21 protein-coding genes and 2 pseudogenes are annotated in these 23,171 nt (G+C 65.3%); 8 read left to right on the top strand and 15 right to left on the bottom strand.

Translation table 11 applies throughout. The features are described from left to right. Positions 1 to 642: 642 nt before the first annotated feature. The 4 genes from ugpB to HNP55_RS23115 all read left to right on the top strand — a co-directional run bounded on the left by ugpB (position 643) and on the right by HNP55_RS23115 (position 5,201). A complete protein-coding gene (gene ugpB, locus HNP55_RS23130; protein ID WP_184304651.1) occupies positions 643 to 1,950 on the top strand; it encodes a sn-glycerol-3-phosphate ABC transporter substrate-binding protein UgpB in 1,308 nt (435 codons plus the stop codon). Between the two features lie 108 nt (positions 1,951 to 2,058). Then, positions 2,059 to 2,946, top strand: a complete 888-nt coding sequence (ugpA, locus tag HNP55_RS23125) for a sn-glycerol-3-phosphate ABC transporter permease UgpA (RefSeq protein WP_184304649.1) — start codon at positions 2,059 to 2,061, stop codon at positions 2,944 to 2,946. Positions 2,947 to 3,185: 239 nt separating this feature from the next. Continuing rightward, the gene (gene ugpE, locus HNP55_RS23120) at positions 3,186 to 4,037 is read left to right on the top strand and encodes a sn-glycerol-3-phosphate ABC transporter permease UgpE (protein WP_184304647.1); all 852 of its coding nucleotides are present in this window, start codon (positions 3,186 to 3,188) and stop codon (positions 4,035 to 4,037) included. Between the two features lie 75 nt (positions 4,038 to 4,112). Then, positions 4,113 to 5,201: a sn-glycerol-3-phosphate import ATP-binding protein UgpC gene (locus tag HNP55_RS23115; RefSeq protein ID WP_184304645.1), complete on the top strand. Its 1,089-nt coding sequence runs from the start codon at positions 4,113 to 4,115 to the stop codon at positions 5,199 to 5,201. Positions 5,202 to 5,486: 285 nt separating this feature from the next. Here the strand turns inward: HNP55_RS23115 and HNP55_RS23110 are convergent. From HNP55_RS23110 to HNP55_RS24920, 6 genes and pseudogenes are all read right to left on the bottom strand, one after another. Continuing rightward, a pseudogene (locus HNP55_RS23110) lies at positions 5,487 to 5,645 on the bottom strand (transposase domain-containing protein); the annotation flags it as partial. Beyond that, positions 5,621 to 5,857, bottom strand: a pseudogene (locus tag HNP55_RS23105) (transposase); the annotation flags it as partial. The pseudogenes HNP55_RS23105 and HNP55_RS23110, both read right to left, overlap by 25 nt. Positions 5,858 to 6,335: 478 nt before the next feature. Then, the gene (locus HNP55_RS23100; protein ID WP_184304643.1) at positions 6,336 to 6,704 is read right to left on the bottom strand and encodes a hypothetical protein; all 369 of its coding nucleotides are present in this window, start codon (positions 6,702 to 6,704) and stop codon (positions 6,336 to 6,338) included. A 68-nt stretch (positions 6,705 to 6,772) separates the two neighbouring features. Next, positions 6,773 to 7,258: a DUF6714 family protein gene (locus tag HNP55_RS24925; protein WP_409993772.1), complete on the bottom strand. Its 486-nt coding sequence runs from the start codon at positions 7,256 to 7,258 to the stop codon at positions 6,773 to 6,775. A 239-nt stretch (positions 7,259 to 7,497) separates the two neighbouring features. Continuing rightward, the gene (locus HNP55_RS23095; protein WP_184304641.1) at positions 7,498 to 8,112 is read right to left on the bottom strand and encodes a DUF1294 domain-containing protein; all 615 of its coding nucleotides are present in this window, start codon (positions 8,110 to 8,112) and stop codon (positions 7,498 to 7,500) included. Positions 8,113 to 8,489: 377 nt separating this feature from the next. Further along, the gene (locus HNP55_RS24920; protein WP_409993771.1) at positions 8,490 to 8,732 is read right to left on the bottom strand and encodes a hypothetical protein; all 243 of its coding nucleotides are present in this window, start codon (positions 8,730 to 8,732) and stop codon (positions 8,490 to 8,492) included. Positions 8,733 to 8,926: 194 nt separating this feature from the next. Here HNP55_RS24920 and ugpQ point away from each other — a divergent pair, with 194 nt between their 5' ends. Both ugpQ and HNP55_RS23080 read left to right on the top strand, forming a co-directional pair. Continuing rightward, the gene (gene ugpQ, locus HNP55_RS23085) at positions 8,927 to 9,691 is read left to right on the top strand and encodes a glycerophosphodiester phosphodiesterase (protein ID WP_184304640.1); all 765 of its coding nucleotides are present in this window, start codon (positions 8,927 to 8,929) and stop codon (positions 9,689 to 9,691) included. Between the two features lie 103 nt (positions 9,692 to 9,794). Continuing rightward, on the top strand, positions 9,795 to 11,570 hold the full coding sequence (locus HNP55_RS23080; RefSeq protein ID WP_184304639.1) for an amidohydrolase: 1,776 nt from the start codon (positions 9,795 to 9,797) through the stop codon (positions 11,568 to 11,570). A gap of 95 nt (positions 11,571 to 11,665) precedes the next feature. Here the strand turns inward: HNP55_RS23080 and HNP55_RS23075 are convergent, their stop codons facing one another. The 3 genes from HNP55_RS23075 to HNP55_RS23065 all read right to left on the bottom strand — a co-directional run bounded on the left by HNP55_RS23075 (position 11,666) and on the right by HNP55_RS23065 (position 15,521). Further along, positions 11,666 to 12,247 (bottom strand): GNAT family N-acetyltransferase, encoded by a 582-nt coding sequence (locus HNP55_RS23075; protein WP_184304638.1) that lies wholly within the window; start codon positions 12,245 to 12,247, stop codon positions 11,666 to 11,668. Beyond that, positions 12,234 to 13,649: an MFS transporter gene (locus HNP55_RS23070; protein WP_184304637.1), complete on the bottom strand. Its 1,416-nt coding sequence runs from the start codon at positions 13,647 to 13,649 to the stop codon at positions 12,234 to 12,236. Before HNP55_RS23070 ends, HNP55_RS23075 begins: the two co-directional genes overlap by 14 nt. Positions 13,650 to 13,901: 252 nt before the next feature. Further along, positions 13,902 to 15,521 carry a gamma-glutamyltransferase family protein gene (locus HNP55_RS23065; protein ID WP_184304636.1) on the bottom strand — a complete coding sequence of 540 codons (1,620 nt, stop codon included), beginning with the start codon at positions 15,519 to 15,521 and terminating at the stop codon, positions 13,902 to 13,904. A 206-nt stretch (positions 15,522 to 15,727) separates the two neighbouring features. Between HNP55_RS23065 and HNP55_RS23060 the strand changes: the two genes are divergently transcribed. Next, a complete protein-coding gene (locus HNP55_RS23060; protein WP_184304635.1) occupies positions 15,728 to 16,177 on the top strand; it encodes a hypothetical protein in 450 nt (149 codons plus the stop codon). A gap of 191 nt (positions 16,178 to 16,368) precedes the next feature. Next, positions 16,369 to 17,349, top strand: coding sequence for a GlcNAc-transferase family protein (locus HNP55_RS23055; RefSeq protein ID WP_184304634.1), 981 nt, complete (start codon positions 16,369 to 16,371; stop codon positions 17,347 to 17,349). Here HNP55_RS23055 and HNP55_RS23050 read toward each other — a convergent pair. From HNP55_RS23050 to HNP55_RS23025, 6 genes are read right to left on the bottom strand one after another with little or no spacing between them, the layout of a single operon-like run. After that, the gene (locus HNP55_RS23050) at positions 17,343 to 18,023 is read right to left on the bottom strand and encodes a hypothetical protein (protein ID WP_184304632.1); all 681 of its coding nucleotides are present in this window, start codon (positions 18,021 to 18,023) and stop codon (positions 17,343 to 17,345) included. The genes HNP55_RS23055 and HNP55_RS23050 overlap by 7 nt on opposite strands. Before the next feature lie 19 nt (positions 18,024 to 18,042). Then, positions 18,043 to 19,848 carry a putative porin gene (locus HNP55_RS23045; RefSeq protein ID WP_184304630.1) on the bottom strand — a complete coding sequence of 602 codons (1,806 nt, stop codon included), beginning with the start codon at positions 19,846 to 19,848 and terminating at the stop codon, positions 18,043 to 18,045. A 47-nt stretch (positions 19,849 to 19,895) separates the two neighbouring features. Continuing rightward, a complete protein-coding gene (locus HNP55_RS23040; RefSeq protein ID WP_184304628.1) occupies positions 19,896 to 20,612 on the bottom strand; it encodes a TonB C-terminal domain-containing protein in 717 nt (238 codons plus the stop codon). Positions 20,613 to 20,616: 4 nt separating this feature from the next. Beyond that, positions 20,617 to 21,018: an ExbD/TolR family protein gene (locus tag HNP55_RS23035; RefSeq protein WP_184304626.1), complete on the bottom strand. Its 402-nt coding sequence runs from the start codon at positions 21,016 to 21,018 to the stop codon at positions 20,617 to 20,619. Between the two features lie 12 nt (positions 21,019 to 21,030). Next, positions 21,031 to 21,444: an ExbD/TolR family protein gene (locus tag HNP55_RS23030; RefSeq protein WP_184304624.1), complete on the bottom strand. Its 414-nt coding sequence runs from the start codon at positions 21,442 to 21,444 to the stop codon at positions 21,031 to 21,033. Positions 21,445 to 21,468: 24 nt separating this feature from the next. Next, positions 21,469 to 23,166, bottom strand: a complete 1,698-nt coding sequence (locus tag HNP55_RS23025; RefSeq protein ID WP_184304622.1) for a DUF2341 domain-containing protein — start codon at positions 23,164 to 23,166, stop codon at positions 21,469 to 21,471. Positions 23,167 to 23,171: the final 5 nt, after the last annotated feature.

The following is a 23,171-nucleotide window of genomic DNA, read 5'->3' as shown; positions in this document are numbered from 1 at the left end:
AATCGGGCTCGTAGCGCTCTCACCCTCAGAGGGGCGCCACTTGAAATGACAGGATTGGGCGTTCATGCGATCTCGTAGGGCATACGAAGCGGTCAATTGAGGAAACGAGGATCTCGGCATACGAGCGCGGCAAAGCGCTCTGATTGGGCGGCGGCCTGGCCCTGCTTGGGGCCAGGCAGGGCCGAGGGGAGCGCAGCGAAGCTGAGAATTTGCGAGCTCGAGGAGAACCGGCCTGCAAAACGAAACCCGGCTTGTGGCCCGGCCCGGAAGAGGTGCAAGCCATGCGCGGAAGACCCAGCACGGTGTCGCTGGCCGCCGACAAAGCCTCAAAAGCAATGCCCGAATCCTACCGCAGTGCAGCATGGCGGCCGCCCAGGCCGGCGGATGCCCTTGACTCTGCCCGGCCATTGCGGCGCGCCAAAAAAACAGCCCAAAACGCCCTGGCATCGGGTGGCCACCGATTGACGGCATGGGCAAAGTTGGCGGCCAATGGCTAGAGAACGCCCGCTCTTGCGGCCCGAATCGCGCAAATGAAACGCTCAAATGTCACAATCTCGCATTAGCGTTAAAGCTCGTTCTTTTTCGTTTCCTCATTTTTTGCCTTTCGCTTCATTCCCCTTCTGATTTTTCGGAGCCCCTCTGATGAAACTCCAACACCTTGGCGCCGCCCTGCTGATCGCGGGCCTGGCGCACAACGCCAGCGCTCAAACCGAGATCCAATGGTGGCACTCCATGGGCGGCGCCCTGGGCGACTGGGTGAACGATCTGGCCAAGGACTTCAATGCCAGCCAGAAGGAATTCAAGATCGTGCCCGCCTACAAAGGCAGTTATGACGAGTCCATGACCTCGGCCATCGCCGCCTTCCGCGCCGGCAATGCGCCCCATATCCTGCAGGTCTTCGAGGTCGGCACCGCCACCATGATGGCCAGCAAGGGCGCCGTGATCCCGGTCACCGAGGTGATGAAGCAGGCCGGCGCCAAGTTCGACCCCAGCGTCTACGTGCCCGCCGTGGCCGGCTATTACACGGCCGCCAATGGCCAGATGCTGAGCTTCCCCTTCAACAGCTCGACCACCGTGCTGTTCTACAACAAGGACGCCTTCAAGGCCGCCGGCCTGGACCCCAATAAGGCGCCCAGCACCTGGCCCGAGGTGGCGCTGGCCGCCGCCAAGCTCAAGGCCAGCGGCGTCAAATGCCCTTTCACCACCAGCTGGGTCAGCTGGACGCAGCTGGAGAGCTTCTCCGCCTGGCATAACGTCGAATACGCGAGCAAGAACAACGGCTTTGGCGGCCTGGACACGCGGCTGAACTTCAACACGCCCCTGCATGTGCGTCATATCGAGAACCTGGCCAATATGTCCAAGCAAGGCCTGTTCGTCTACAAAGGCCGCGGCAACTCGGCCGACGCCACCTTTGTCTCGGGCGAATGCGCCATGCAGACGGCCTCGTCCAGCCTCTACGCCAACGTCAAGAAGAACGCCAAGTTCGGCTACGGCATGGCCCCCCTGCCCTTCTACCCCGACGTGCCGGGCGCCCCGCAGAACACCGTCATCGGCGGCGCCAGCCTGTGGGTAATGTCGGGCCGGCCGGCGCCCGAGTACAGGGGCGTTGCCGCCTTCTTCAACTACCTCTCCAAACCCGAGGTGGCGATGGAAAGCCATAAGCGCACCGGCTATCTGCCCGTCACCAAGGCGGCTTATGAGCTGACCGAGAAGAGCGGCTTCTACAAGGCCAACCCCGGCACCGATGTGGCCGTGACCCAGATGATCCGCAAGACCACCGACAAATCGCGCGGCGTGCGCCTGGGCAATTTCGTCCAGATCCGCACCATCGTGGACGAGGAAATGGAAAACGTCTGGGCCGGCAAGAAGGCACCCAAGGAAGGCATTGACGCCGCCATCAAACGCGGCAACGAGCAGTTGGAGAAGTTCCAGAAGGCCAATAAGGGCTGAAACGCCCAGCCACGCTGACTCACAACCCGTTCGCCCCGAGCGTATCGAAGCCCTTCGACACGCTCTGGGCGAACGGGATTTTTCATTGCCGACTCCCCCTCAAACACCATGGCTCTCGAAAAACGCGTCCTCTTCAAATCCTCCTGGCTGCCCTGGGCCTTGCTCATGCCGCAGCTGCTGGTCATCACCGTCTTCTTCTTCTGGCCCGCCGCGCAGGCCGTGCTGCAGTCCCTGCAGCAGCAGGATGCCTTCGGCATGTCCACCGAATGGGTGGGCCTGGCCAACTTCCGCGCCCTCTGGGCCGATGACAGTTATCTGGCCTCCTTCAAGACCACCGCCATCTTCTCCATCCTGGTGGCCGTGCTGGGCCTGGGCATTTCCTTAGCTCTGGCCGTGATGGCCGACCGCGTCGTGCGCGGCGCCCTGGCCTACAAGACCTTGCTGATCTGGCCTTATGCCGTCGCGCCGGCGATTGCCGGCGTGCTGTGGATGTTCATGTTCGCGCCCTCCATCGGCATCGTGTCCTACGGCCTGAACGCCCTGGGCTTCGAGTGGAACCATCTGCTCAACTCCGGCCACGCCATGGCCCTGGTGGTGATGGCCGCCGTGTGGAAGCAGATCTCCTACAACTTCCTGTTCTTCCTGGCCGGCCTGCAGTCCATCCCCAAATCCCTGATCGAGGCGGCGGCCATCGACGGCGCCGGCCCCTGGCGCCGCTTCTGGAGCATCGTCTTCCCCCTGCTCTCGCCCACCACCTTCTTCCTGCTGGTGATCAATATCGTCTACGCCTTTTTCGACACCTTCGGCATCATCGATGCGGCCACCCACGGCGGCCCGGGCAAGGACACGGCCATCCTGGTCTACAAGGTTTATTACGACGGCTTCAAGGCCATGGATCTGGGCGGCTCGGCCGCGCAGTCGGTGGTGCTGATGCTCATCGTTATCACGCTGACGGTGCTGCAATTCCGCTATGTCGAAAAGAAAGTGCAGTACTGAGTAATCCTAGATTCCTCGGTTGACCGCTTAGCCCGTACTCGCCAAACCCATGCACTCTGAGTCTTCTCTGTTCAAGCCGAATCACCTGGAAGGTGAGAACGCTACGCACCCGATTGAGCCGCGCTACGACGCCCTGGCTTTGTTGCTTCTCCTCGCGGGCATGAGCCCGCAGCGTCGGCGCGCCGCGCCAGCGCACCGCATCGCGGCCCACTCGGGCGCGTCCAACCGAGGAATCTAGGATGATCGAACGCCGCCCCGCCCTCACCCTGCTCTCACACCTGGTCCTGATCCTGGGTGTGATGGTCGTGGCCTTCCCGCTCTATATCGCCTTCATCGCCTCCACCCACACGGCGGACGCCATCGTGCAAGCGCCCATGCCCTTGCTGCCCGGCGGGCACCTGATCGACAACTACACGGCCGCCCTGTTCGGCCACGCCGGCGGCGCCGGCTCCAAGGCGCCGGTGGCCCAGATGATGTGGGTCAGCCTGGTCAGCGCCCTGGTGATCGCCGTGGCCAAGATCGCCATCTCCCTGCTCTCGGCCTTTGCCATCGTCTACTTCCGTTTTCCCTTCAAGAGCTTTTTCTTCTGGGCCATCTTCGTCACGCTGATGCTGCCGGTGGAAGTGCGCATCGGCCCCACCTACCAGGTGGTGGCCGATCTGGGCATGCTGAACAGCTATGCCGGCTTGACCGTGCCCCTGATCGCCTCGGCCACCGCCACCTTTTTGTTCCGCCAGTTCTTCATGACCGTGCCGGACGAGTTGGTGGAGGCCGCCCGCATCGACGGTGCCGGGCCCATGCGCTTCTTCAAGGACGTGCTGCTGCCGCTCTCAAGCACCTCCATCGCCGCCCTGTTCGTGATCCAGTTCATCTACGGCTGGAACCAGTATCTGTGGCCGCTGCTGGTGACCACGGAAGAAAACATGTACCCGGTGGTGATAGGCATCAAACGCATGATCAGCGGCGGCGACGCGGCCAATGAATGGAACATCATCATGGCCACCGCCATGCTGGCCATGATCCCGCCGGCCCTGGTCGTCATCCTGATGCAACGCTGGTTCGTCAAAGGCCTGGTGGACACCGAAAAGTAAGAGTCTTGCGACGCACTCCGGCCTCGTCGGCTGGAGCTTCCCCAAGCTCGATCCAACACATCCAAAGAAAAAAACATGGCAAGCATTTCTCTTCGCAAAGTCGTCAAGCGCTACGGCACCGGAGCCAAGGCCGTTCAGGTCATCCACGGCGTGGACGCCGAGATCGCCGACGGCGAGTTCATCGTCATCGTCGGCCCCTCGGGCTGCGGCAAGTCCACCTTGCTGCGCATGGTGGCCGGCCTAGAAGAAGTCTCGGACGGCGAAATCGCCATCGGCCCGCGCGTGGTCAACAAGGTCGAGCCGGCCGACCGTGACATCGCCATGGTGTTCCAGAACTATGCGCTCTACCCGCATATGACGGTGTTCGCCAATATGGCTTACGGCCTCAAGATCAAGAAGGTGCCCGAGGCCGAAATCAAGGCCCGGGTGGACAAGGCCGCCAAGATTCTGGAGCTGGGCCATTTGCTGGACCGCACACCGCGCCAGCTCTCCGGCGGCCAGCGCCAGCGCGTGGCCATGGGTCGCGCCATCGTGCGCAACCCGCAGGTCTTTTTGTTCGACGAGCCCCTGTCCAATCTGGACGCCAAGCTGCGCGCCCACACCCGGCTGGAGATCCAGAAACTGCACCGTGAACTGGGCGTTACGTCCTTGTTCGTGACCCACGACCAGGTGGAGGCCATGACCCTGGCCCAGCGCATGATCGTGATGAACGGCGGCCATATGGAGCAGATCGGCACGCCCGAGGACGTCTACGCCCGCCCCGCCACCACGTTTGTGGCCGGCTTCATGGGTTCGCCGCCGATGAATCTGCTCAAGGGCCAGGTGCTGGGCGAGGCTAGGCGGCAATTCAGCCTGGGCGGGGTCACGGTGGACCTGCCCGCCGCTGCGCCGCGGGCGGGCGAGCTCATCATGGGACTGCGCCCCGAGCATCTGGACCATTGGTCACATGAAGCCAGCACGCCCGATGCCTGGCCGCTCAAGGTCGAGATGATCGAGATGCTGGGCGCCGAGCGCCTGGTCTACGGCCGCCTGGGCACCGAGATGTTCACCCTGCGCATCGACGGCACGCACAAGCCACCAGCCTTGGGCGACACCGTGTATCTGCAGGTCAGCGACAAGCATCTGCATTGGTTCGACCCGCAGACCACCCGCCGGGTAGCCTAGGGCGCCAAAGCAATTGCAACTCGAATGCAAGGCAGATCAGCCAGCTGGATTCGTGCCATGCACGGCACACACGTTTGAGCTAAGCAGCCCGCAGCGGCAGGACGCCGCAGGGCCAGAATGGAATGCTCCTCCGAGAACGTTGCCAGCATTCAAAGCGCCGCAACCAGCCTGAGTCCAGTCATCGAGTCCAGCACCTATCGCAGACCCACGTTCGTAGAGGCAAAGCACAGATCAGACCGGCGTATCCGTCCGGGCAAGTCATCTTGACGCCAGAGGCGCCGAAGGTCAGATCGTCGGCGTCCAGCGATACGGCAGCAGTTCGACCAAGGCTGAGGGCGGTTGCGTAGGCAAGCGTTCCAGCACATCCTTGAGGTAGGCGTAGGGCTCATGTCCATTGAGCCGAGCCGTGTGCAGCAAGCTCATGATGGCCGCAGCCCGCTGTCCTGGGCCGCCGGCGCCGCGGGCAGGGGCAGCGCGATGAAGCTCGGCGCAGGCTGCTGTGGTGCCGGCGACAGCACTGCAGCGGGATTGCCCTCCAATTCCTGCACCCATTTGCGCAGCATATTGGCGTTGAGCCCATTGGCCAAAGCAACCGCCGCCATCGAGACCCCTGGCTGCTTGCAGGCCCGGATGACCGAGGCCTTGAACTCAACGCTGTGCTTGCGCCGCTCTCACCACTGAAGTGTCCATGTGTCCGCGAAGAAGTTAAGCGGACACGAGGCTCCTACGACAGCGCCTCCGAATCAAGATGACTTGGCCGGGCGGATACAAGCTGCCCGGCACGATCTGCTCTGACAGCACCACTGGCAGCATCAGCGCGTGGCAATCACTGGGTTTGTAGCGTGGCATTGTGGCCTCCTCAACGCGTGGGTGTATTTGACGCTTCAGGGGCCTAACAATAAATCGGGTGTGACCCGATTGGGAGGTTTTTTTACAGCCTCAACGTTCGAGCTAAGCCGACCTGCGGAGGCAGACGCCGGCTAGCCGCGGAAGGACGATACCAACACTGGCCTGGAGCTGCTAGACAGTGGCTGCCGTAGCGGGTCGGCGCTTGAGCGAGGGGTTAGGCCACATTCGCACGGCGCTGGACTGTGGGCGAATTGCCCAGTGACCCATGTGTGCGGCGCTGATCTGTTAGCGAGCCTTGCGCCAGGTGTTGAGGCTGACGTACTCGCCATCAGCGTCCGCAACGAGAAGCTGACCGCCGCGTCGCGGCACCAGGAAGAAGTTCCACGCCTCAAAGCGCTCGGGCCTGTCTGCGTAGACAGACACCGACCAGTAGCACGTTCCTCGCAATAGGACCTGCTTGTCGACGGGAGCGCCAAAGGCAACCGGAAAGGAGTGTGAAGCTGCCCAACGCTTGAACTCCGGAAGTGACTCCACTCTTCGCGTGGCTTCCATGTACGCGGGCGGCGAGTTCGATGCGATCGAGCTGCAATCGGGCTTCGACCAAGCGAGCGTCGTCAGCGAAGGTAGAAGCAGGAACACTGCGGCTTTGAGCATGTGGCCTAACGTTTGACATGAGGGGTGACTAAAAGGCGCGGCCTTTTAGTCACCCCTCGATGGAAGGGTTAGGCGTCATTAGGGCTTGGCCGATACATCGCATTTGGCTCCCACCATTCTTCTGTCGCTTGACACGCAAGCTCATGGTATGCGGACTCCGGTGAGTAGCAAAGAACGTCTAGAACTTGGGCCACGATTCGTTCCTGCTCAAGCGAAAGCGATGCCAGGCGCGGTGGCATTCTGTCGGGCGGTCGGAGGCTGTTTAGCAGGCCGTCAACGGCATCGCTCGCGTGTTCAATGTGGCGGAGGGCATAGTCAAGGAGGAATGGAAGTACATGGCGCCAAGACTCGGCGTCCAAATGGGGAAGGCCCCAGTAGTACTGCTCCAAGTAATTGTCGGCTGGTGCGTCGGCCTCTTTGTCGGTCGGGGGTAGCTTACTGCCGTCATCTACAGCGTTGCCAGCACGAAGCGACATGGACGGAGTCGCAGCTGCATCAACTTCAAACGCGGCGAAGATGGCGGCGGAGAGGGCGGCTATTCGAGTGGGTTCCATGACGCCTAACGCCCAAGTTCAGGGGCGCCCATAAGGCGTTGCCGAAGCGATGCGACGTATGAGCGTCCCCTGCAACGCACAGTTAGGCCGATGGTGGCGTGTGGCTGACTTGGCATGAAACCCCTGTTGTTTGTTGCTGGACTGATGCCAGCTTGAATGCAAGCATGCCACGAGACCTTGCGCGGACCAAGAAGCGCATGCCTGAGTGCCAGTAGCCACCGAGGAGGTGGCTCGCTTGGCTACAGCTTGCCCTGAAGCGCCGCGTGCCAAGCTACGAACGCTGCGATGTTCGCAGCGACCGTAAGCCAGAACACCGCGATGAAGTTTGGCTTGGACGACTTGTGCCGAAGCAACTGCTGAGCAAGTAGCGCCCCGGGCCAACCGCCAGCAAGGCCAAGAAGATGGAGCGTGCTCTCCGATGTGCGCCAGCGACGGCGCCTCGCGGCTGCTTTGTCGAACCCGTACGTCAAGAACGCAAGAACACTGACTCCGCTGTACAACGCGAACGACAGCGGGTTCACCGGCCAACGGGTGGCGACGTATAACCAGATGCCTGCGAACAAAGGCACTATCAGCAGCCTTGGCAAGGACCATGGAGCAGGGGCTTCAGGTCGCGGTGTGGCTACTGGTCTGGCGATTCGACTACGGACGGGGTACTGAACCGAGCGAGCGCGCTTCTGGCCGTTCGGCCCAACCTCAACCTCGAAGGTGAGCGCCTGCCCGACCACTGGCCTACCGCTGCCACCGGGAAACGCCTTGATGTGAACGAAGATATCCTGACCGCCCTGGGCGGGCTGGATGAACCCGTAACCACGGTCGTCGTTCCAGGTTTTGAGGTTGCCGTCTAGTCGCATGGATTTGCTGCGAGGCCTAAACGGATAGCGTTTATCTGCCGAGTCCGAAACCCCGAGAGGCATGCGGCTGCTGATCGAGGCTGATAAACCGTGTTGAACTGAACCATCCCGCCGTCCCTGGCTGCGAGCCTTTATTTGTGATTGGACTCTCTGGGGGATTGGATCGCCCCAGACTTTGTTGGCGATGATTATGGCGCTGCCCACCCAGTCGCTGGAGCCGGAGGTACTCGGTAGAACTCACTTTTTGGGCCGGCTCAGCGGTGCTGAGCGGGTTGACTTCCTGAGCCAGGCAGGCCCTGGTCGCCGCCGAGCAAGACCTGACCCCGCACGGCCTTGCGCGCGCTCTCTTGCAAACACGAAACTGCGTGCCCTTGGTTTCATGGCGGTGCCCTTGCTTGCGCCAAGACGCGGCCCTCACTTCCAGCTGCGGGCAGCTGAGGAGCTCGATGCGGGCCACGCGGGTCATGAAGCCTTCGGCCGATTCCCGCGCCTGCGCGCTGGGGGCGGGCTGTTGCAACGCCTCCCGGGCCCGGGGCAAGTTGAGTCTTTTTGCAACCATTGGCCCGCACGCCGTAGTGGCGGATGCGTTTGATGCCGCCCGGCAGCACATGCAGCAGCAAGCGTCGGATGAACTCTTCGGTCGGCAGGCGCGCGCAGCGCTTGCCGTCTCGCCCCCAGCTTGGCCTGGGGCCCGCGCCATGACAACCACTTCCTTGGCATTCACCGTTCAGGCCCCCATGTGAGGACGCGAAGCTTTGGCCGCCTGCTCCAGGCTTCGCTACGACAAGCCCCTCCCTAGGGGTAGACTGAAACGATGAATACCGCAAGCCCAAGCAGCAAGACCTGGCCCCTGCCCTTTTGGATCGCCCACCGTGGCGCGGGCAAGTTAGCCCCCGAGAACACCTTGGCGGCCTTTCGCCTGGGGGCCAGCCATGGCTACCGGGCCTTCGAGTGCGACGTCAAGCTCAGCCGCGACGGCCAGCCCTTTTTGCTGCATGACGCCACCCTCAATCGCACCAGCAATGGCCGCGGGCGGGCCGGTGATCTGAGCTGGGCCGAGCTGAGCCTGCTGGACGCCGGTAGCTGGCACAGCCGCACCTACGCGGGCGAGCCCCTGCTGAGCCTGGAGGCGCTGGCGCAATTCATCATCGGCAATCGCTTTGCGCTCAATATCGAGATCAAGCCCACACCCGGACAGGAACTGCTGACCGGCCAGGTCGTGGGCCGCGAGGTCTTGCGCCTCTGGCAGGGCTCGGGCCTAACGCCGGTGTTCAGCTCCTTCAAGCCCGAGGCCCTGGCCGGCGCGCGGGAGACCGCGCCCGAACTGCCGCGCGGCCTGCTGCTGGACGGCTTGCAAGGCGCGAATGAGGGCTGGCTGGAGCAGGCGCAAAGCCTGGGCTGCAGCGCCGTCATCACGAACTACGCGGCCATGGACAAGGCGGTGATAGCGCGCATCCACGCCGCCGGCATGAAGGCCCTGGTCTACACCGTCAACGACCCCGCCACCGCCGCCTGGCTGACGGGCAACGGGGTGGACGGCATCATCACCGACGCGGTGGACAAGTTCCCGCCGGTTTGAATTTTCCGGCCCATTGCCAGCGCGAGCCCTGCTAAGCTGCGCTGCAATTTGGCGGAGCAGTCCCGCTGTTTCAAAGTATTTGTCCAACCGGGGGAATTCACAAATGAGACATCGACGACTCTCTGGCCAATACCTGCCGGCACTCGGCTTGCTGGCCGCCAGCCTGGCCTCTGCACACGGCATCAACCCGCCCACGCTCGCGGCCACCGAGGAGCCGGTCACCGTTTTCATCGCCCGGAAAATCGTCACGATGGACCCGACCCTGCCCACGGCCACAGCCGTCGCGGTGCGGGGCCGCGAGATCCTGAGCGTGGGCAGCTTGGCCGATTTGCAGCCTTGGCTGAAGGCCCACCCACACAAGATTGACAGCCAGTTCAAGGACAAGGTGCTGATGCCCGGCCTGATCGACCCGCACATGCATCCGCTGCTAGGTGCGGTCGCCTTCCAGACCACCTGGATCACGCCCGAGCCCTGGAACATCATGGGCCAGAAAACGCCCGCCACCATCGGGCAGGCGAACTATCTGAAAGCCCTCAAGGCCGCATTTGCAGCGCGCAAGCAAGACGCGCCGATTTTCATGAGCTGGGGCTTCAGCGCCGACACCCATGGCGAGCTGTCGGGCGAGGTGCTGGACGGCATCTCCAAGGATGTGCCCATCCTGATCTTGCAACGCTCGGTGCACGAGATCTATATCAACTCAGCCATGCTGGCCCTGCTGAAGAGCAAGGGCCTGGACGCGGATGCCTTCAAAGACCATCCGCAGATCGACTGGAAGAAGATGCACTTCTGGGAAGACGGCATGTTCAGCGTCGCCCTGCCCTATCTCTCCGGCTTTCTGCTCGCCCCGGCCGCGGCCGACCCCGGCTATCGCAAGACCCGCGACTACCTGAGCTATAACGGCGTCACCACCGTGGCCGATATGAACACCGGCGGCACGAACTGGGAGCTCGAAATGGGCGCGCTCAAGCGCAATATGGACCAACCCGATTCACCGGTGCGCGTGCGCCTGACGCCCGACGTCTACAAACTCGGGCTGGCTCTGAAGAGCCCGGAAGCGGCCATGCAGCGCGTCGCCGGCCTGAAGCAGCAGAACAGCCGCAATCTGGTGTTCAACCATGGCGTCAAGCTGTTTGCCGATGGCGCCATGTTCTCGCAGGCCATGCAGATCAACAAGCCGGGCTATATCGACGGCCACCATGGCGAATGGATCACCCAGCCGGCGCCCTTCGAGGCAATCGCCCGCAGCTATTGGAATGCCGGCTACCAGATCCATGTGCACACCAATGGCGATGGCGGCGCCAAGCTGGTGCTGGACACCTTGCAGAAGCTGCAGAACGAGAAGTTCCGGGCCGACCATCGCTTCACCATCGAACATTACGGTTATGCCAACGATGGCGTCTCCCGCCGCATCGCCGCCCTGGGCGCCTCGGTGTCGGCCAATCCCTTCTACCTCCACGACCTGGGCGACCGCTACGCCGCCAGCGGCCTGGGCACTGATCGCGCCGCGCGCATCGCCCCGCTGGGCGGCCTGGTCAGGCGCAATGTGGCCGTCTCGCTGCACTCGGACTTCCCCATGGCACCGGCCGAGCCACTGTTCCTGGCCTGGACCGCCGCCACGCGGGAAACCATGTCGGGCAAGGTGTTCGCGCCTGCGGAGCGCCTGAGCCTGGACCAGGCGATTCGCGCCGTGACCATTGACGCGGCCTACACCATCGGCATGGAAAACGAGCTGGGCAGCATCGAGGCCGGCAAGCTGGCCGACTTTGCCGTGCTGGACAAAGACCCTTACGAGGTCGGCGTCAAAGGCCTGCGCGACATCAAGATCTGGGGCACGATCTTCGAAGGCAGGCCCTTCAAGGCCAAGGCCGCGGCCCAATAAGACTTGCGGGCGCAGCGCTTGCTTGATTCGCAGCGGGGTGGACAAATCGCCGCCGGTTTGGCAATCAGCGTCGGCTTACGCTGCGCTAACCCGACCTACCCACTGATCCTGGCATAGACCTGCGTGTCCCGCGGCTCGCCGTCCACGCCCAGGGCATCGCTGCGCAGCAAGCCTTCGAACTCGAAGCCACAGGCTTCAGCCACCGCCCGGCTGGCCAGATTGCGCTCGTCCATGCGGATCTCGACCCGCCGCGCACGCAGTTGCCCAAAGGCCAGCTCCGTCAGCAGGCGCACCGCCTCGCTGACGTAACCCCGGCCGGCCGAGCTGGGCCGGATCCAGTAGCCGATCTCGAACTTGCGTAACTCCCAGTCGATGCGGTGCAAGCCGGTGCCGCCCAGCATCTCGGCGCAACTGCCGTCCGCCGCCTTGGAATAGATCTGGAAGCACAGATCACGGCGCGCGATGAAGTCGGCCTGCATGCGCCGCATCACAGCCTCCGAGTCTTCCATGCTAGGCGCCTCTTGGGCCCAGGGCATCCAGGGCTTGAGGTGCTCCAGCGAAGCCGCCACGGTGGCCGCCAGAATGGGGCCCAGGCCCGCCACCGGCGCGGCCAGGATGATGCGCTCGCCCTTGATGCGCTCGGGCACCTGGATCAGGATGGGGTCAGGTCTTGCCATCGCGCGCGCCCTCCGCAGGCAAGGGATTGCCGCCGATCTCCGCCTCGCCCAGGGCGCCGGGCATGGCCTCGGCACCCAGCACGGGCTCTTCGTCCTGCTCGGGCGTGGGCAGGGTCAGCACGCCGCGTATGGGGCCAAAGCGCCAGGCCAGCAAGCTCACCAGCAAGGCGCCCACACCGGCGAACAGCAGGGAGGAACGCAGGCTCACATGCTCGCCCAGCCAGCCGCCTATCAGCGCGCCCGGGCCGGCCGGCACCAGGATCAGCCAGCGCATGGTGCTGGTCATGCGGCCCAGCATGGCCGTGGGCGTCACCGCCTGGCGCAGGGACAGGAAGTTGATGAAGATCAGCACCGCACCGACACCGAACATAAAAAGCATGAAGGCAAAGGCCGGCGCACCCACCCAGGCCGTGGGCAGCAGGGCCAGGCTCAGCCAGCCCAGGCCGCTGGTGGCCAGGCCCAGCACCAGGCTGGGGCCGGGGCCGATGCGGGCGCTGATGCGATGGCCCATCACGCTGGCCAGCACCGTGCCCGCGCCCAGGGCCACATAGCTCATGCCCACGGCCTGGGCCGACAGCCCCAGGCTGCGGGTGGCATACAGGATCTGCACCACCTGGGCGGCGTTATTGAACACCTGCCAGCCCCCCACCGCACCGGCCAGGGCCACCAGCAGGCTGTGCTGGCGCACAAAGCGCAGGCCACCCTTCAACTCGTCCCAAAAGCGGGTACCGGCCTCACGCGGCTTGAGCACTTCCTTGACCTGGATGCCGCGCAGGATCAGGGCCGAGACCAGCACCAGCGCAGCATCCACCGCCAGCGCCATGGGCGCGCCCATCAGCTTGATCAGCACGCCGGCCACGCCGGGGCCGACGACCTCGGCCCCCGAGGAAGCGAGCGCGTTCTTGGCATGGGCCTCGACCAGGCGGTCGCGCTCCACCACCTGGGTCAGCACGATTTGCGAGGCACTGCCGGCCGTGGTGTAGACCGTGCCCAGCACAAAGCCCACCACATACAGCCAGGTCATGGTGAGCCAGCCCATCCAGGCGGCGATGGGCACGGTGGCCACGGTCAGGGCCAGCAAGGTCTCGCCGATGATGTAGACCGGCAGCTTGCGCACCCGGTCCAGCCAGACCCCGGCGGGCAGGGAGAACAGCACAAAGGGCGCGATCTCCATGGCCGTCAGCAAACCCATCTGGGTGGGCGAGGCATTGAGCAGCAGAGCCGCCGTCAGCGGCAGGGCCAGCATGGTGATCTGGCCGCCCAGGGAGCTGATCAGAATGGACGCGAACAGGCGGCGATAGACCAGATCGCGCAGCAAATCATTGGGCGGCAGGCGCAGCAAGGACGAACACCTTTGCCACAAACCTAGCCAGGGCAGACGCCGAGCTTGTCGGGTTTGCATGGGACGAATCTCCTGAATTCTTTGACGATGGGGCGGGGCGCATGCGCAGCAAGCGCCCGTACAGCGTGGGCCGGGTCCGCGCGCTCAGTGCGGCGCGGCGGCTCCGCGGGCGTGGCGGCCAGACCGCTCGACCCGAGCGCCCACAGCAGCGCTTTGGGCGCTGCGTCGGTTGCGATCGAGGAGTTTGGTCATGCTGTCTGGCTCTGCGTCAAATCTGTGCCCCATCCTAACAGCGCCGGTTTTTGGCGCTGGCTAAAAACCAACAGCCGCGCCATCGCGCCGCGGGTCGCTGGCGGCCACATAGCCCGCGCCGTCCTCCAGGCGCCAGATGAATTGGCCGGCGCCGAAATCTTGATAGCTGTCGTGAATATCTCCGATCTGATGGCCCAGGGCGCGCAAGCCCTCGACGGTGGCCGCCGGCATATGCGGCTCCACATTGAGCGACAGCCCTTCGTTGAAACGCCAGCGCGGCGCATCGCAGGCGGCCTGCGGGCTTTGCCCGTAGTCCAGCATGCGCACCAGGGTTTGCAGATGGCCTTGCGGCTGCATATTGCCGCCCATCACGCCGTAGCTCATCACCGGCTTGCCGTCCTTGCTCAGGAAGGCAGGAATGATGGTGTGGAAGGGTCGCTTGCCCGGCGCCACCACATTCGGGTGGCCGGCCTGCAGCGTGAAGCCATGGCCGCGGTTCTGCAGCGAGACGCCATAGCCCGGCACCACCAGGCCCGAGCCAAAACCCATGTAATTGCTCTGGATGAAGCTGACCATCATGCCGCCCTCGTCCGCCGCCGTCAGATAGATGGTGCCGCCCTTGACCGGATTGCCGCAGCCAAAGTCCTGCGCCCGCAGCGGGTCCACCAGGCGGGCGCGTTCGCGCAGATAGCCGGGGTCCAGCAGATCGGCCGGCCCCAGCTCCATGCTGCGGGGGTCGCTCACATAACGGTACACATCAGCGAAGGCCAGCTTCATCGCCTCGATCTGCAGATGCTGGGCGAACACGCTGTCCACCGCATGGGGCTTGAGATCCAGATGCTTGAGCAGCCCCAAGGCCATCAGGGCCGCGATGCCCTGGCCATTGGGCGGGATCTCATGCAAGGTGTGGCCGGCATAGTCCTGCGCCAGCGGCTGCACCCACTCGGGGCGGTAGGCGGCCAAGTCGGCCGCCGTGATGGCACCGCCGGTCTCGCGCGCAAAAGCCTCCAGCGCCGCGGCGATCTCACCGCGGTAAAAGGCTTCGCCACGGGTCTGGGCGATCAGGCGCAGGCTGCGGGCCGCCGCGGGGAACTTGAACAGCTCGCCCACTGCAGGCGCGCGGCCTGCCGGTAGAAAGGCCTGGGCAAAACCGGGCTGCCCGGTCAACTCGGGCAGCGCCGCGGCCAACGCCCATTTGCGCTGCACGATCACCGGCACGGCATGGCCGCGCTCGGCAATCTCGATCGCCGGCGCCAGCAGATCCGCGAAGGGCAGCTTGCCAAAGCGCTCGCTCAAAGCCACCCAGCCCGCCACCGCGCCCGGCACGGTCACGCCACCCCAGCCGCGCTTGGGTGGCTGGCGGCATGCCGGGCCATAGGTCTTGAAGAAGTAGTCGGGCGTCCAGGCCGCCGGGGCCGGGCCCGAGGCATTCAGGCCGTGCAATTGCTGGCCGTCCCAGAGCAGGCAAAAAGCGTCCGAGCCCAGGCCATTGCTGCAGGGCTCGACCAGAGTCATGCAGGCGGCCGTGGCAATCGCCGCATCCACCGCATTGCCGCCCTGGACCAGCATGCGCAGACCCGCTTGCGCCGCCAGCGGATGCGAGGTCGACACGATATTGCGGGCAAACACGGGGCTGCGCGCATGCGCATAGCCGCTGTTCCAGTCAAAGACGGGGCTCATGGCAGATCTCCTGCCCCCCATTGTGAGGCCATGCCTTTTGGCTGACCTAAGTCATGCCGGCACTCAAGGCCGCTGGCAAGACCTGACCCCGGATGGGCAGCGGTGTAACGCTTTGCAACGCCCGGGAATCGGGTCAACGCGGGGTCTTCTGCCCTCGTTGAACCAGCACCTTATCGGACTTGTTCCGCAACCCCCAGGAGAACCTGATGAAAGCACTGAAGACCGCTCTGATCCCCGCTCTGTTTGCCCTGGGCACCGGCCTGGCCATGGCACAGACGCCCGCCGCCGCCACCACCGCCGCCCCGGCCGCAACCGTCAAGGCCGCGGCAACCGAAACGGCCAAGAGCACCGCCACGGCTGCCACCACAGCGGCAACCACGGCGGCAACCACGGCAGCCACCAACAGTGCCACCCAGGCCGTCAATGCTGCCACCGGCGCCGCCAAGCCCGCCACCCCGGCAGCCACCGGCACCGCGGCGACGGCCCCGGCAGCCACCGCGGCACCCGCCGCCCCCATGGCCGAGAAGGCCGCCTCCGCCAAGCATGAAGGCAAGAAGCACCCCGCCAAGCATGCCAAGCACGGCAGCGCAAAAGCGGCCGACAAAGCCGAAGCTCCGGTGAGCAAGATGGCCGACAAGGCGCCCGCCAAGCAATAAGTTCCAAGAAAAAATACAGCGGGCCGGCTACCCAGCCGGCCCGCCTGACTTAAAGCCGCGGCGCCGGATTCGCTGGTCCGGCGCCGCGGCCGCCCATCCCAAGCTTGGCTTTGGGCTGGGTCTTTTTGCTTTTGGGCCGCCCCATGTCCTGAGGTCAAGACGCTGTCATCGCCGCTGCTCAGAATGCGGCGATGCACAAGCACAGCGCCCAAAGCTCGCCCGCCGAGAACCGCATCTTCCTCAGCATCGCCTCGTTTTGCGACCCCATGCTGGGCTTCACCCTCGACAGCGCGCTCAAGCAGGCAGCCCATCCCGAGCGCGTCTTCGTAGGCCTGGTTGAACAGCAGTTCCCCGAGCACTGCATCCCCGCGCAGCCGGCCTGGGGCGAACGTCTGCGGCTGGCACAACTCCACCCCTTGCAGGCGCGCGGCCCCTGCTGGGCCCGAGCCTTGGCGATGACGCTGTATCAAGGCGAACGCTGGTTTCTGCAGATCGATTCCCACACCTTGTTTGAACCCGGCTGGGACGAACAGCTGGTGCGCTGGGGCCATGCCTGCCAAAGCCTGAACCCGCGCTGCCTGATCACCGCCTACCCCAATCCCTTCATCTTGCAAGAGGGCAAGGCCGTGCCTCAGCTGGTGAGCCCGCAGGTGCTGGCCCATGTGGTCCTGGGCGGCACGGGCTTTGCCCCCGATCACCCGGTGCTGTTCTTCGAAGCGGTGCCGGTATTCAGCGCGCAGCCGGTGTACGGCCTGCACATCGCCGCCGGCTGCCTGTTCGCACCGGGCGAGATCGTCGGCGCCCTGCCCTACGACCCTTTTCTGTACTTCCATGGCGAGGAGCAATCCCTGGCCTTGCGGGCCTGGACGCGCGGCTGGGACATTCTGCACATCCCCGCCGTGCCGCTCTACCACCTCTACGTCGGGCCCGAGGGTTCGGGCCGGCCCATGCACTGGTCGCCCGAGCTGGATGCGCAGCGCCTGACCCGCTCGCAAGCGCTCAGCGAGGCCGCCAACACGCGCCTGCGCGCGCTGCTGTGGGAGGGCGCCGACCTGGGCGTCTACGGCCTGGGCCAGGCGCGCAGCCTGCAGGACTACGCCCAGTTCAGCGGCATCGACTACCCCGGCCGCCAGCTCTGGCCCGAGGCCTTCAAGGCCCGCTTCGGCTACTGAGCGCCGCCACCCGCAGCCGCGTTCAGCGGCAGGCGCTGGGCGTCGATGCGCAGGCGCAGCTGCTCGGCGCTCTCCTCCATGCGCACCCGGCCCAGCCCCAGCAGGGGCTCCTGCTGCAGGGCCACCTCGGCGCCGCTCTTGTTGAGCCAGCGGTCCAGGGCCTGCAGGGCCAACTTGTGCAACTCGCTATTGCGCTGCTCGGCACCGTTCAGGGCCTCGGTCCGGCCCTGCAGCAGGGCGGCGAGGCTGGTGTTGCTGAGCTTCAACTCGGTCAGCGCGGCACGGCTAGCCAGGGCCTGCGTCTGCCAATGCTGTTCACGCTCGACCGCCTGAGCCTCGATCTGCGCACGCTCGGCGCTCGCGGCGGCCAGGGCTTCGCGCAGACGCGTCAACTCGGATTGCGCCTGCTCTTGCTGGCGCTTGAGCTGGGCCTGGCTGCCCTGGCGCAGGCGCTGGCCCTGTTCGTCCAACCTGGCCTTGTCCTGCAGCAGCTGGGTTTTCTCGGCCTCCAGGCCCTGCACCTTGGCCTGCTCGGCCTGCAAGGCCTGCTGCACGCGGCGCAGCTGTTCGCGCTCACGGCTGGCAGGCTTGTTGCCCTCGCCCTGGGCCTGGGCGCTTGAGAGCAGGCCGGCGCACAGCAGGCCGGCGATGGTGAAACAGGCACGGATTTGCATGGCTCGACTTCCTTGCTGCTCAGAAACGGGTGTTGAGATCGATCTGCAGCACATCGATCTTCAAGGTCGCGCTGGACAGATTGCCGGTCAGCAGGCTGGGGTTGCTGGGGTCCAGCGGCAGGCGCACGCCGTCGTCCAGATTACGGGTGCTGGTCAGGCGCAGGCCCAGGGTGCTGCGGCGGTCAAAGGCGTATTGCCCGCCGATCTGCCAGCCCTGGTAGTTGGTGCCGCCCAAGTGCCAGCTGGTGTCGGTGAAGGCGTCCAGCCAGGCATCGCGCTCGAAACGGCGCAGGGCGGCGAAAGCCGTCCAGTCGCCGGCATTGGCCAGCTTTGGCATGCCGATATTGAGGCGCAGCTGCGCGCCGCTGGTCTTCTCGGCCAGGCCGTCCACGGCGCTGCTGCGGGCACGGGCACGGATGTCGGCCAGATCGAAACCGCTATTGCGCACCCAGTCGAAGTTGATGCCCACCTCGACCGGATCAAACTGCTTGAAGAGGAGGCCGGCGCTGAAACTCAGGGGCATGAATTTGGAGGCCAGGCCCCAGACCGGTCCGCCATTGGTGCAGGGTGCGGCGGCGTCCTTGTTGTTCTCGCTGCTGAGTGGGCAGAGATTGATCAAGGTATTGCCTTTTTGCCGCCCGGCCAGGGCGTATTGCGAGCTCAGATAGCTTTGCGTGGCGGCGCGCGGATTGCTGGCGCTCAGCGGCAGCTCGGTGGCGCGCACGCCCTCCATATTCTGGAAGCGGAAGGAACCCAGGGCCGCGCGCAACTGGGTGTTGTTCCCCAGGCTCATGTCCAGGCCGGCTTGGAAGCCGTAAAGCCATTTATCGCGCTTGTCGGTGTTGAATTCTTCCAGCGGGAAGGCGCCGGCCGTGGCGAAGGCAAAGTTGCCGCTGCCCACATTCAGATCGCCCTGCAGGGCCAGGCCATCAAAGCCCAGGTCCTCGGGCCAGAGCAGATCGCCGCCCTGGAAGGGGTTGGCCATGCGCCCGGCCAGCAGGCGCAGGTTGTAGCGCGGCTCCCAGCGGATATAGGCACGGTCCAGCACCAGGCTGGACTTGTTGAAGTAATTGCCCAAGGTCTGCGAGGCCGAGCTGGGGCCGCTGCTCGTGCCCGTGCTCAGGCGCAGGCCGGCCGAGACATCGTCGGACACCTTGGCATTGATACCGAGACGGGCACGCAGGGTCAGTCGATCACGGTCGTTCGTCGTATTGACCAGGTCGGGCGCCCAGGCCGGCGAGTCGCGCTGCACCCGGTAGCACTCGGCCGGCAGATTGCCGCCCACATTCAGGCAGGGCACGCCCAGGGGCTGGCCCTTGTCGTCCAGGGCATAGCTGGGCTGGGCATAGCGCTCGCTTTGCCAGCGCACCCGCACATCGCCCTCCAGGGCGATGCCGCGCACCCATTCCGGCAGGGCGCGCGGGTCGGCCCAGCGCTCCTCGCGGGCGACGGTCAAGACCTCGTTGCGGATCTCCTCGCGCAGCTGCTGGCGCAGGGTCTCGCTGACATAGGGCACGCGGATCACCTGGCCCGGCGCCTTGGCGGTCGCCGCCGCCGCGGCGCCGGCCAGGGGCGCACCCCAGCCGCCGGGCGCGGGCGCGGCGACGGCCGGCGCCGCCTGCTGCGCCGCTTGCTTGAGCAAGGCATCTGCCCGCTCGCGCGTCAGCAAGCCCTGGCCGACCAGGGCGTCGATCAAGGCCAGGGTGGTGGCGCGCAGCTGCTCCAGGGCCTGCTTGTCATCGGCCCGGGCGGGCGCCGAACTCAGGGCCGCGGCCAGGGCCAGGCAGAGCAGCAGGGGACGTCGTCTTGTGTTGGGGAATCGCATGGAAACACTCGATTTTGAAAAGATTGTTTTTTGAGCCCGGCTCGGCCTCAGCCCAGCGGCCGCAGCTGCAGCCTGAACTTCATCGGCTGGGCCATGCCCGGCGGCGGCGGTGGCAGCTTGAGGGCCAGGGCGGTTTCGTCCAGCGCGCTGTTCAGCTGCGCGTCCAGGCGCATGTCGCCGCTGGAGGCCAGCTCGAAGCGGCTGATGCCGCCGTCGCGCGCCACCCAGAGCTTGAACTCCGCCGTGGCCTGGGTGGACTCGCTTTTCAGATGGCGTTCGATCGCGTCGCGCAGCATCTGCTTGGCCGAGTTGGCGAAGAAGCGTTCCTGCGCCCGGTCGGCGCCGCTGCCGCCACTCTGGGCCGCGCCGGTCACGACGCTGCCGCCGCTGTACTCCTTGCTGACATTGCCGCCGGCAAAGGCGCTGGGGCCATCGCCGGCCGCACCCTCCATCTTGATGGGCTCGTTGGCGGGCTTGGGCGCCTCGGCCTGCTTGAGCGGCTCCTCGCGCATCTGCTGCTTGGGCTCGTCCTTGGGCGGCTCGGGTTTTTTCTCCTCCTTGGGTGGCGGCGGCGGCGGAGGCGGCTGATCGGGCAGGATGCTGATCTTGGCGACCTGGCGCTTGGGCCCCTCGCCCCCCTTGATGTTCTTGAGCGCCCAGGCCCCAGCCAGCAGCAGGGCGATCAAGGCCAGGGCCAGCGCAGCACGCAGCGCCCAGACCCGCAGCGGCGAGTCGTCCAGATGATCTTCAGCCAATCCAGTCATCGCCTCAGGTCCCTATCCTGGCCGTCACCAGGCCCATATTCACTTGCAGCTTGTTGCACAGATCGACCACGGCCACCACATGCTGGTACTGGCTGCGCGCGTCGCCCTTGATGGCCACCGACATCTGCGCATCCGCCGCCCGCGCGCGCTGCAGCTGCTGCTCCAGCTCGGCAAAGCTGAGGCCCACACCGTTGAGCAGCACGCCACCGTCGGCCAGCACCTGCACGATCTTCAACTCGTGCTTCTCCGTGCTGGGCTTGTTGCTGGGTTTGGGCATGCTGATGTTCAGGCCCTGCACCGAGGCCGTGGTCATCAGGATGAACACCACCAGGAGCACATAGGCCAGGTCCAGCATGGGCGTGACGTTGATGGTGTCGTAGGGTTTGGCTTCGTTGGAAATTTGCATGATGTGTTCCGCCTAATCGGCCACGGCGCGCTTGCTCACCAGGCCGATCTCGCTGATGTTCAGCCGCTTGGCCACCTCCAGCACCTGCATGACCTTCTCGTACTGGGCCGCGGCATCGGCCTTCAGCACCACGGGCAGGGCGGGGTTGGCGGCCTTGTGCTGAGCCAGGCTGCTGGACAGCTGCTCCATGCTGACCGGATAAGCATCCAGGTAGACGGCACCGTCGGCGGTGATGGTGATGGCGCGCGTCTGCGGCTTGGCCAGATTGTTGGCCGCTTGTGTGACAGGAGACCGCACCTTGACGCCCTGCACCGAGGCCGTGGTGAGGATGATGAAAACCACCAGCAACACATAGGCCAGGTCCAGCATGGGCGTGACGTTGATGTCGTCAAACGGCGCCAACTCGGTTTTGATTTCAGCAGACATGGCGGCAGCCTCCGGCTTGACGCATCACGGCGCGCCGTGGGTTTCGGCCACGCGGGTGATGAACTCGTCGATGAAGATCTGCATATCCGAGGCCACGTTCTTGATCTTGGCCGCCAGATAGTTGTAGGCAAACAGCGAGGGGATGGCCACGGCCAGGCCCGCCACCGTGGCCAGCAGGGCCGAGGCGATGCCGGGTGCGATGGCATTGACGTTGACGTCGCCGGCCTCGGCAATCGCGGCAAAGGTGATCATCACGCCGACCACCGTGCCCAGCAGGCCGAGGAAGGGGCCGCCCGAGATGGCGATGGTGAGCAGCACCATATTCGAGTTGAGCTGGGCGTTCTCGCGCACGAAGTCGGCATCGACCGAGGCCTTCACCGCATTCATCGAGGGGCCGCTGAGCAGCGGGCCACCCTCATGGCCGATGCGCCGCTTGCCCAGCTCCAGCACGCCGGCCTTGTAGAGGCGGAACAGCGGCGAGGCGCCATGGCTCTTGTCCTCGCCCAGCTTGAGCAGATCGCCCTGCGCGGCACGGAAGCGCTTGAGGAAGCTGCGGTTGCCGCGGTCGGCGCGCGAGACCAGCAAGGCCTTGGCGACGGTGACCCAGGCGGCGATCACAAACATAATGCCCAGAATGATGATGACCACCCAGGCGTCCGTCGTCAGGTTCTTCACCAGGATGGCCATATGGCCATGGCTCTCGCCGCTGCCCTCGGCGCTGCCCTGCTCCTCGCGCTGGCTACTCAGCAGCCTGCCCTCGGGGCCCTGGGCCGCGGCCGCCACCGCCAACCAATCGGCGCTGCGCAGGCTGCTGGAAATTTGCAGCTCATCCGCCAAGCCCAGGGCGCCCTCGCCCAGCTTGAGCGTATTGCCCAGCACCGGCGTGGCCAGATCGGCCTGCGCCACCTGCTGGCCGCCGACAAATAGCGTGGCCTTGCCCGAGCCCAGGCGCAGGGCCAGATGGGTCCATTGCGCAGGCGCCACGCTGCCCCCGCTCAGCTCGGGCCTGCCCTCGGTTTTGAGCGTCAGCTTGCCCTCCTTGACGGCCAGGCTCAGCCCGCCCCATTGCAGCAGGCCGGCGCGGCCCACCTCGTTCAGCTTGACCCACAGGCCGAGGCTGAGCTGGTTGCCGGCATCGACGATGGCCTTGTCGCTCAAGGCATAGACGATGGGCCGACCGTCCAGCTTGGCGCTGCCGGCCAGCAGGCCATTGGCCTCGGTCTGCAGCGGCTGCTGCGCCTTCAACGCGCCCAGGTGGTCGGCGCCCTGCCCGGCCTTGTCGCTAAAGTGGAAGGCGGCCAGCGTGGCCGCGTCGAAGCCCTGGGCCGCGTCGGCCGCCTCGGCCGGCGCCTTGGCATTGCCGGCGTAGACGTAGAAGGCGTTCTTGTCGCTGCCCGGCAGCACTTGCGGCACTTGCACCCACAGCAGGGCCAGCTCATTGACGCCGTCAAAACGCTCGACGCTGAACTTCAGCGGCGTCTTGTCGTCGGCCGCCAGCACGCGTAGATCGGAGCCGTCCGGCTTGGCCGCGGCAAAGTCGAAATTGCCGGAGTGCAGGCGCACGGCCACCGCCACATTGCTGACCGCCTCCTGCGTGGCCTGGCCCTGGGCCGTGGTGTTGAGCGTGACGCGGGCGCGCTCGCTCCAGTCGGCATTCCACCAGGCATGGGCCGCCGGTGAGAGAAGTACAAAAGACAGCAGGGCCAGTAGTTTTTTTCTCATGATTT

Origin of the sequence: Roseateles oligotrophus (genome assembly GCF_014204525.1) — a bacterium.
In the GTDB taxonomy this organism is placed as follows: Bacteria; Pseudomonadota; Gammaproteobacteria; order Burkholderiales; family Burkholderiaceae_C; genus Paucibacter_A; species Paucibacter_A oligotrophus_A.
This window is presented reverse-complemented; position numbering and strand designations above follow the sequence as displayed.

Excerpts from the sequence above, each read along its gene's own strand:
- ugpB (WP_184304651.1), top strand. The coding sequence starts at position 643 with ATGAAACTCCAACACCTTGGCGCCGCCCTGCTGATCGCGGGCCTGGCG.
- ugpA (WP_184304649.1), top strand. The coding sequence starts at position 2,059 with ATGGCTCTCGAAAAACGCGTCCTCTTCAAATCCTCCTGGCTGCCCTGG.
- ugpE (WP_184304647.1), top strand. The coding sequence starts at position 3,186 with ATGATCGAACGCCGCCCCGCCCTCACCCTGCTCTCACACCTGGTCCTG.
- HNP55_RS23115 (WP_184304645.1), top strand. The coding sequence starts at position 4,113 with ATGGCAAGCATTTCTCTTCGCAAAGTCGTCAAGCGCTACGGCACCGGA.
- HNP55_RS23100 (WP_184304643.1), bottom strand. The coding sequence starts at position 6,704 with ATGCTCAAAGCCGCAGTGTTCCTGCTTCTACCTTCGCTGACGACGCTC.
- HNP55_RS24925 (WP_409993772.1), bottom strand. The coding sequence starts at position 7,258 with ATGGAACCCACTCGAATAGCCGCCCTCTCCGCCGCCATCTTCGCCGCG.
- HNP55_RS23095 (WP_184304641.1), bottom strand. The coding sequence starts at position 8,112 with ATGCGACTAGACGGCAACCTCAAAACCTGGAACGACGACCGTGGTTAC.
- ugpQ (WP_184304640.1), top strand. The coding sequence starts at position 8,927 with ATGAATACCGCAAGCCCAAGCAGCAAGACCTGGCCCCTGCCCTTTTGG.
- HNP55_RS23080 (WP_184304639.1), top strand. The coding sequence starts at position 9,795 with ATGAGACATCGACGACTCTCTGGCCAATACCTGCCGGCACTCGGCTTG.
- HNP55_RS23075 (WP_184304638.1), bottom strand. The coding sequence starts at position 12,247 with ATGGCAAGACCTGACCCCATCCTGATCCAGGTGCCCGAGCGCATCAAG.
- HNP55_RS23070 (WP_184304637.1), bottom strand. The coding sequence starts at position 13,649 with ATGCAAACCCGACAAGCTCGGCGTCTGCCCTGGCTAGGTTTGTGGCAA.
- HNP55_RS23065 (WP_184304636.1), bottom strand. The coding sequence starts at position 15,521 with ATGAGCCCCGTCTTTGACTGGAACAGCGGCTATGCGCATGCGCGCAGC.
- HNP55_RS23060 (WP_184304635.1), top strand. The coding sequence starts at position 15,728 with ATGAAAGCACTGAAGACCGCTCTGATCCCCGCTCTGTTTGCCCTGGGC.
- HNP55_RS23055 (WP_184304634.1), top strand. The coding sequence starts at position 16,369 with ATGCACAAGCACAGCGCCCAAAGCTCGCCCGCCGAGAACCGCATCTTC.
- HNP55_RS23050 (WP_184304632.1), bottom strand. The coding sequence starts at position 18,023 with ATGCAAATCCGTGCCTGTTTCACCATCGCCGGCCTGCTGTGCGCCGGC.
- HNP55_RS23045 (WP_184304630.1), bottom strand. The coding sequence starts at position 19,848 with ATGCGATTCCCCAACACAAGACGACGTCCCCTGCTGCTCTGCCTGGCC.
- HNP55_RS23040 (WP_184304628.1), bottom strand. The coding sequence starts at position 20,612 with ATGACTGGATTGGCTGAAGATCATCTGGACGACTCGCCGCTGCGGGTC.
- HNP55_RS23035 (WP_184304626.1), bottom strand. The coding sequence starts at position 21,018 with ATGCAAATTTCCAACGAAGCCAAACCCTACGACACCATCAACGTCACG.
- HNP55_RS23030 (WP_184304624.1), bottom strand. The coding sequence starts at position 21,444 with ATGTCTGCTGAAATCAAAACCGAGTTGGCGCCGTTTGACGACATCAAC.
- HNP55_RS23025 (WP_184304622.1), bottom strand. The coding sequence starts at position 23,166 with ATGAGAAAAAAACTACTGGCCCTGCTGTCTTTTGTACTTCTCTCACCG.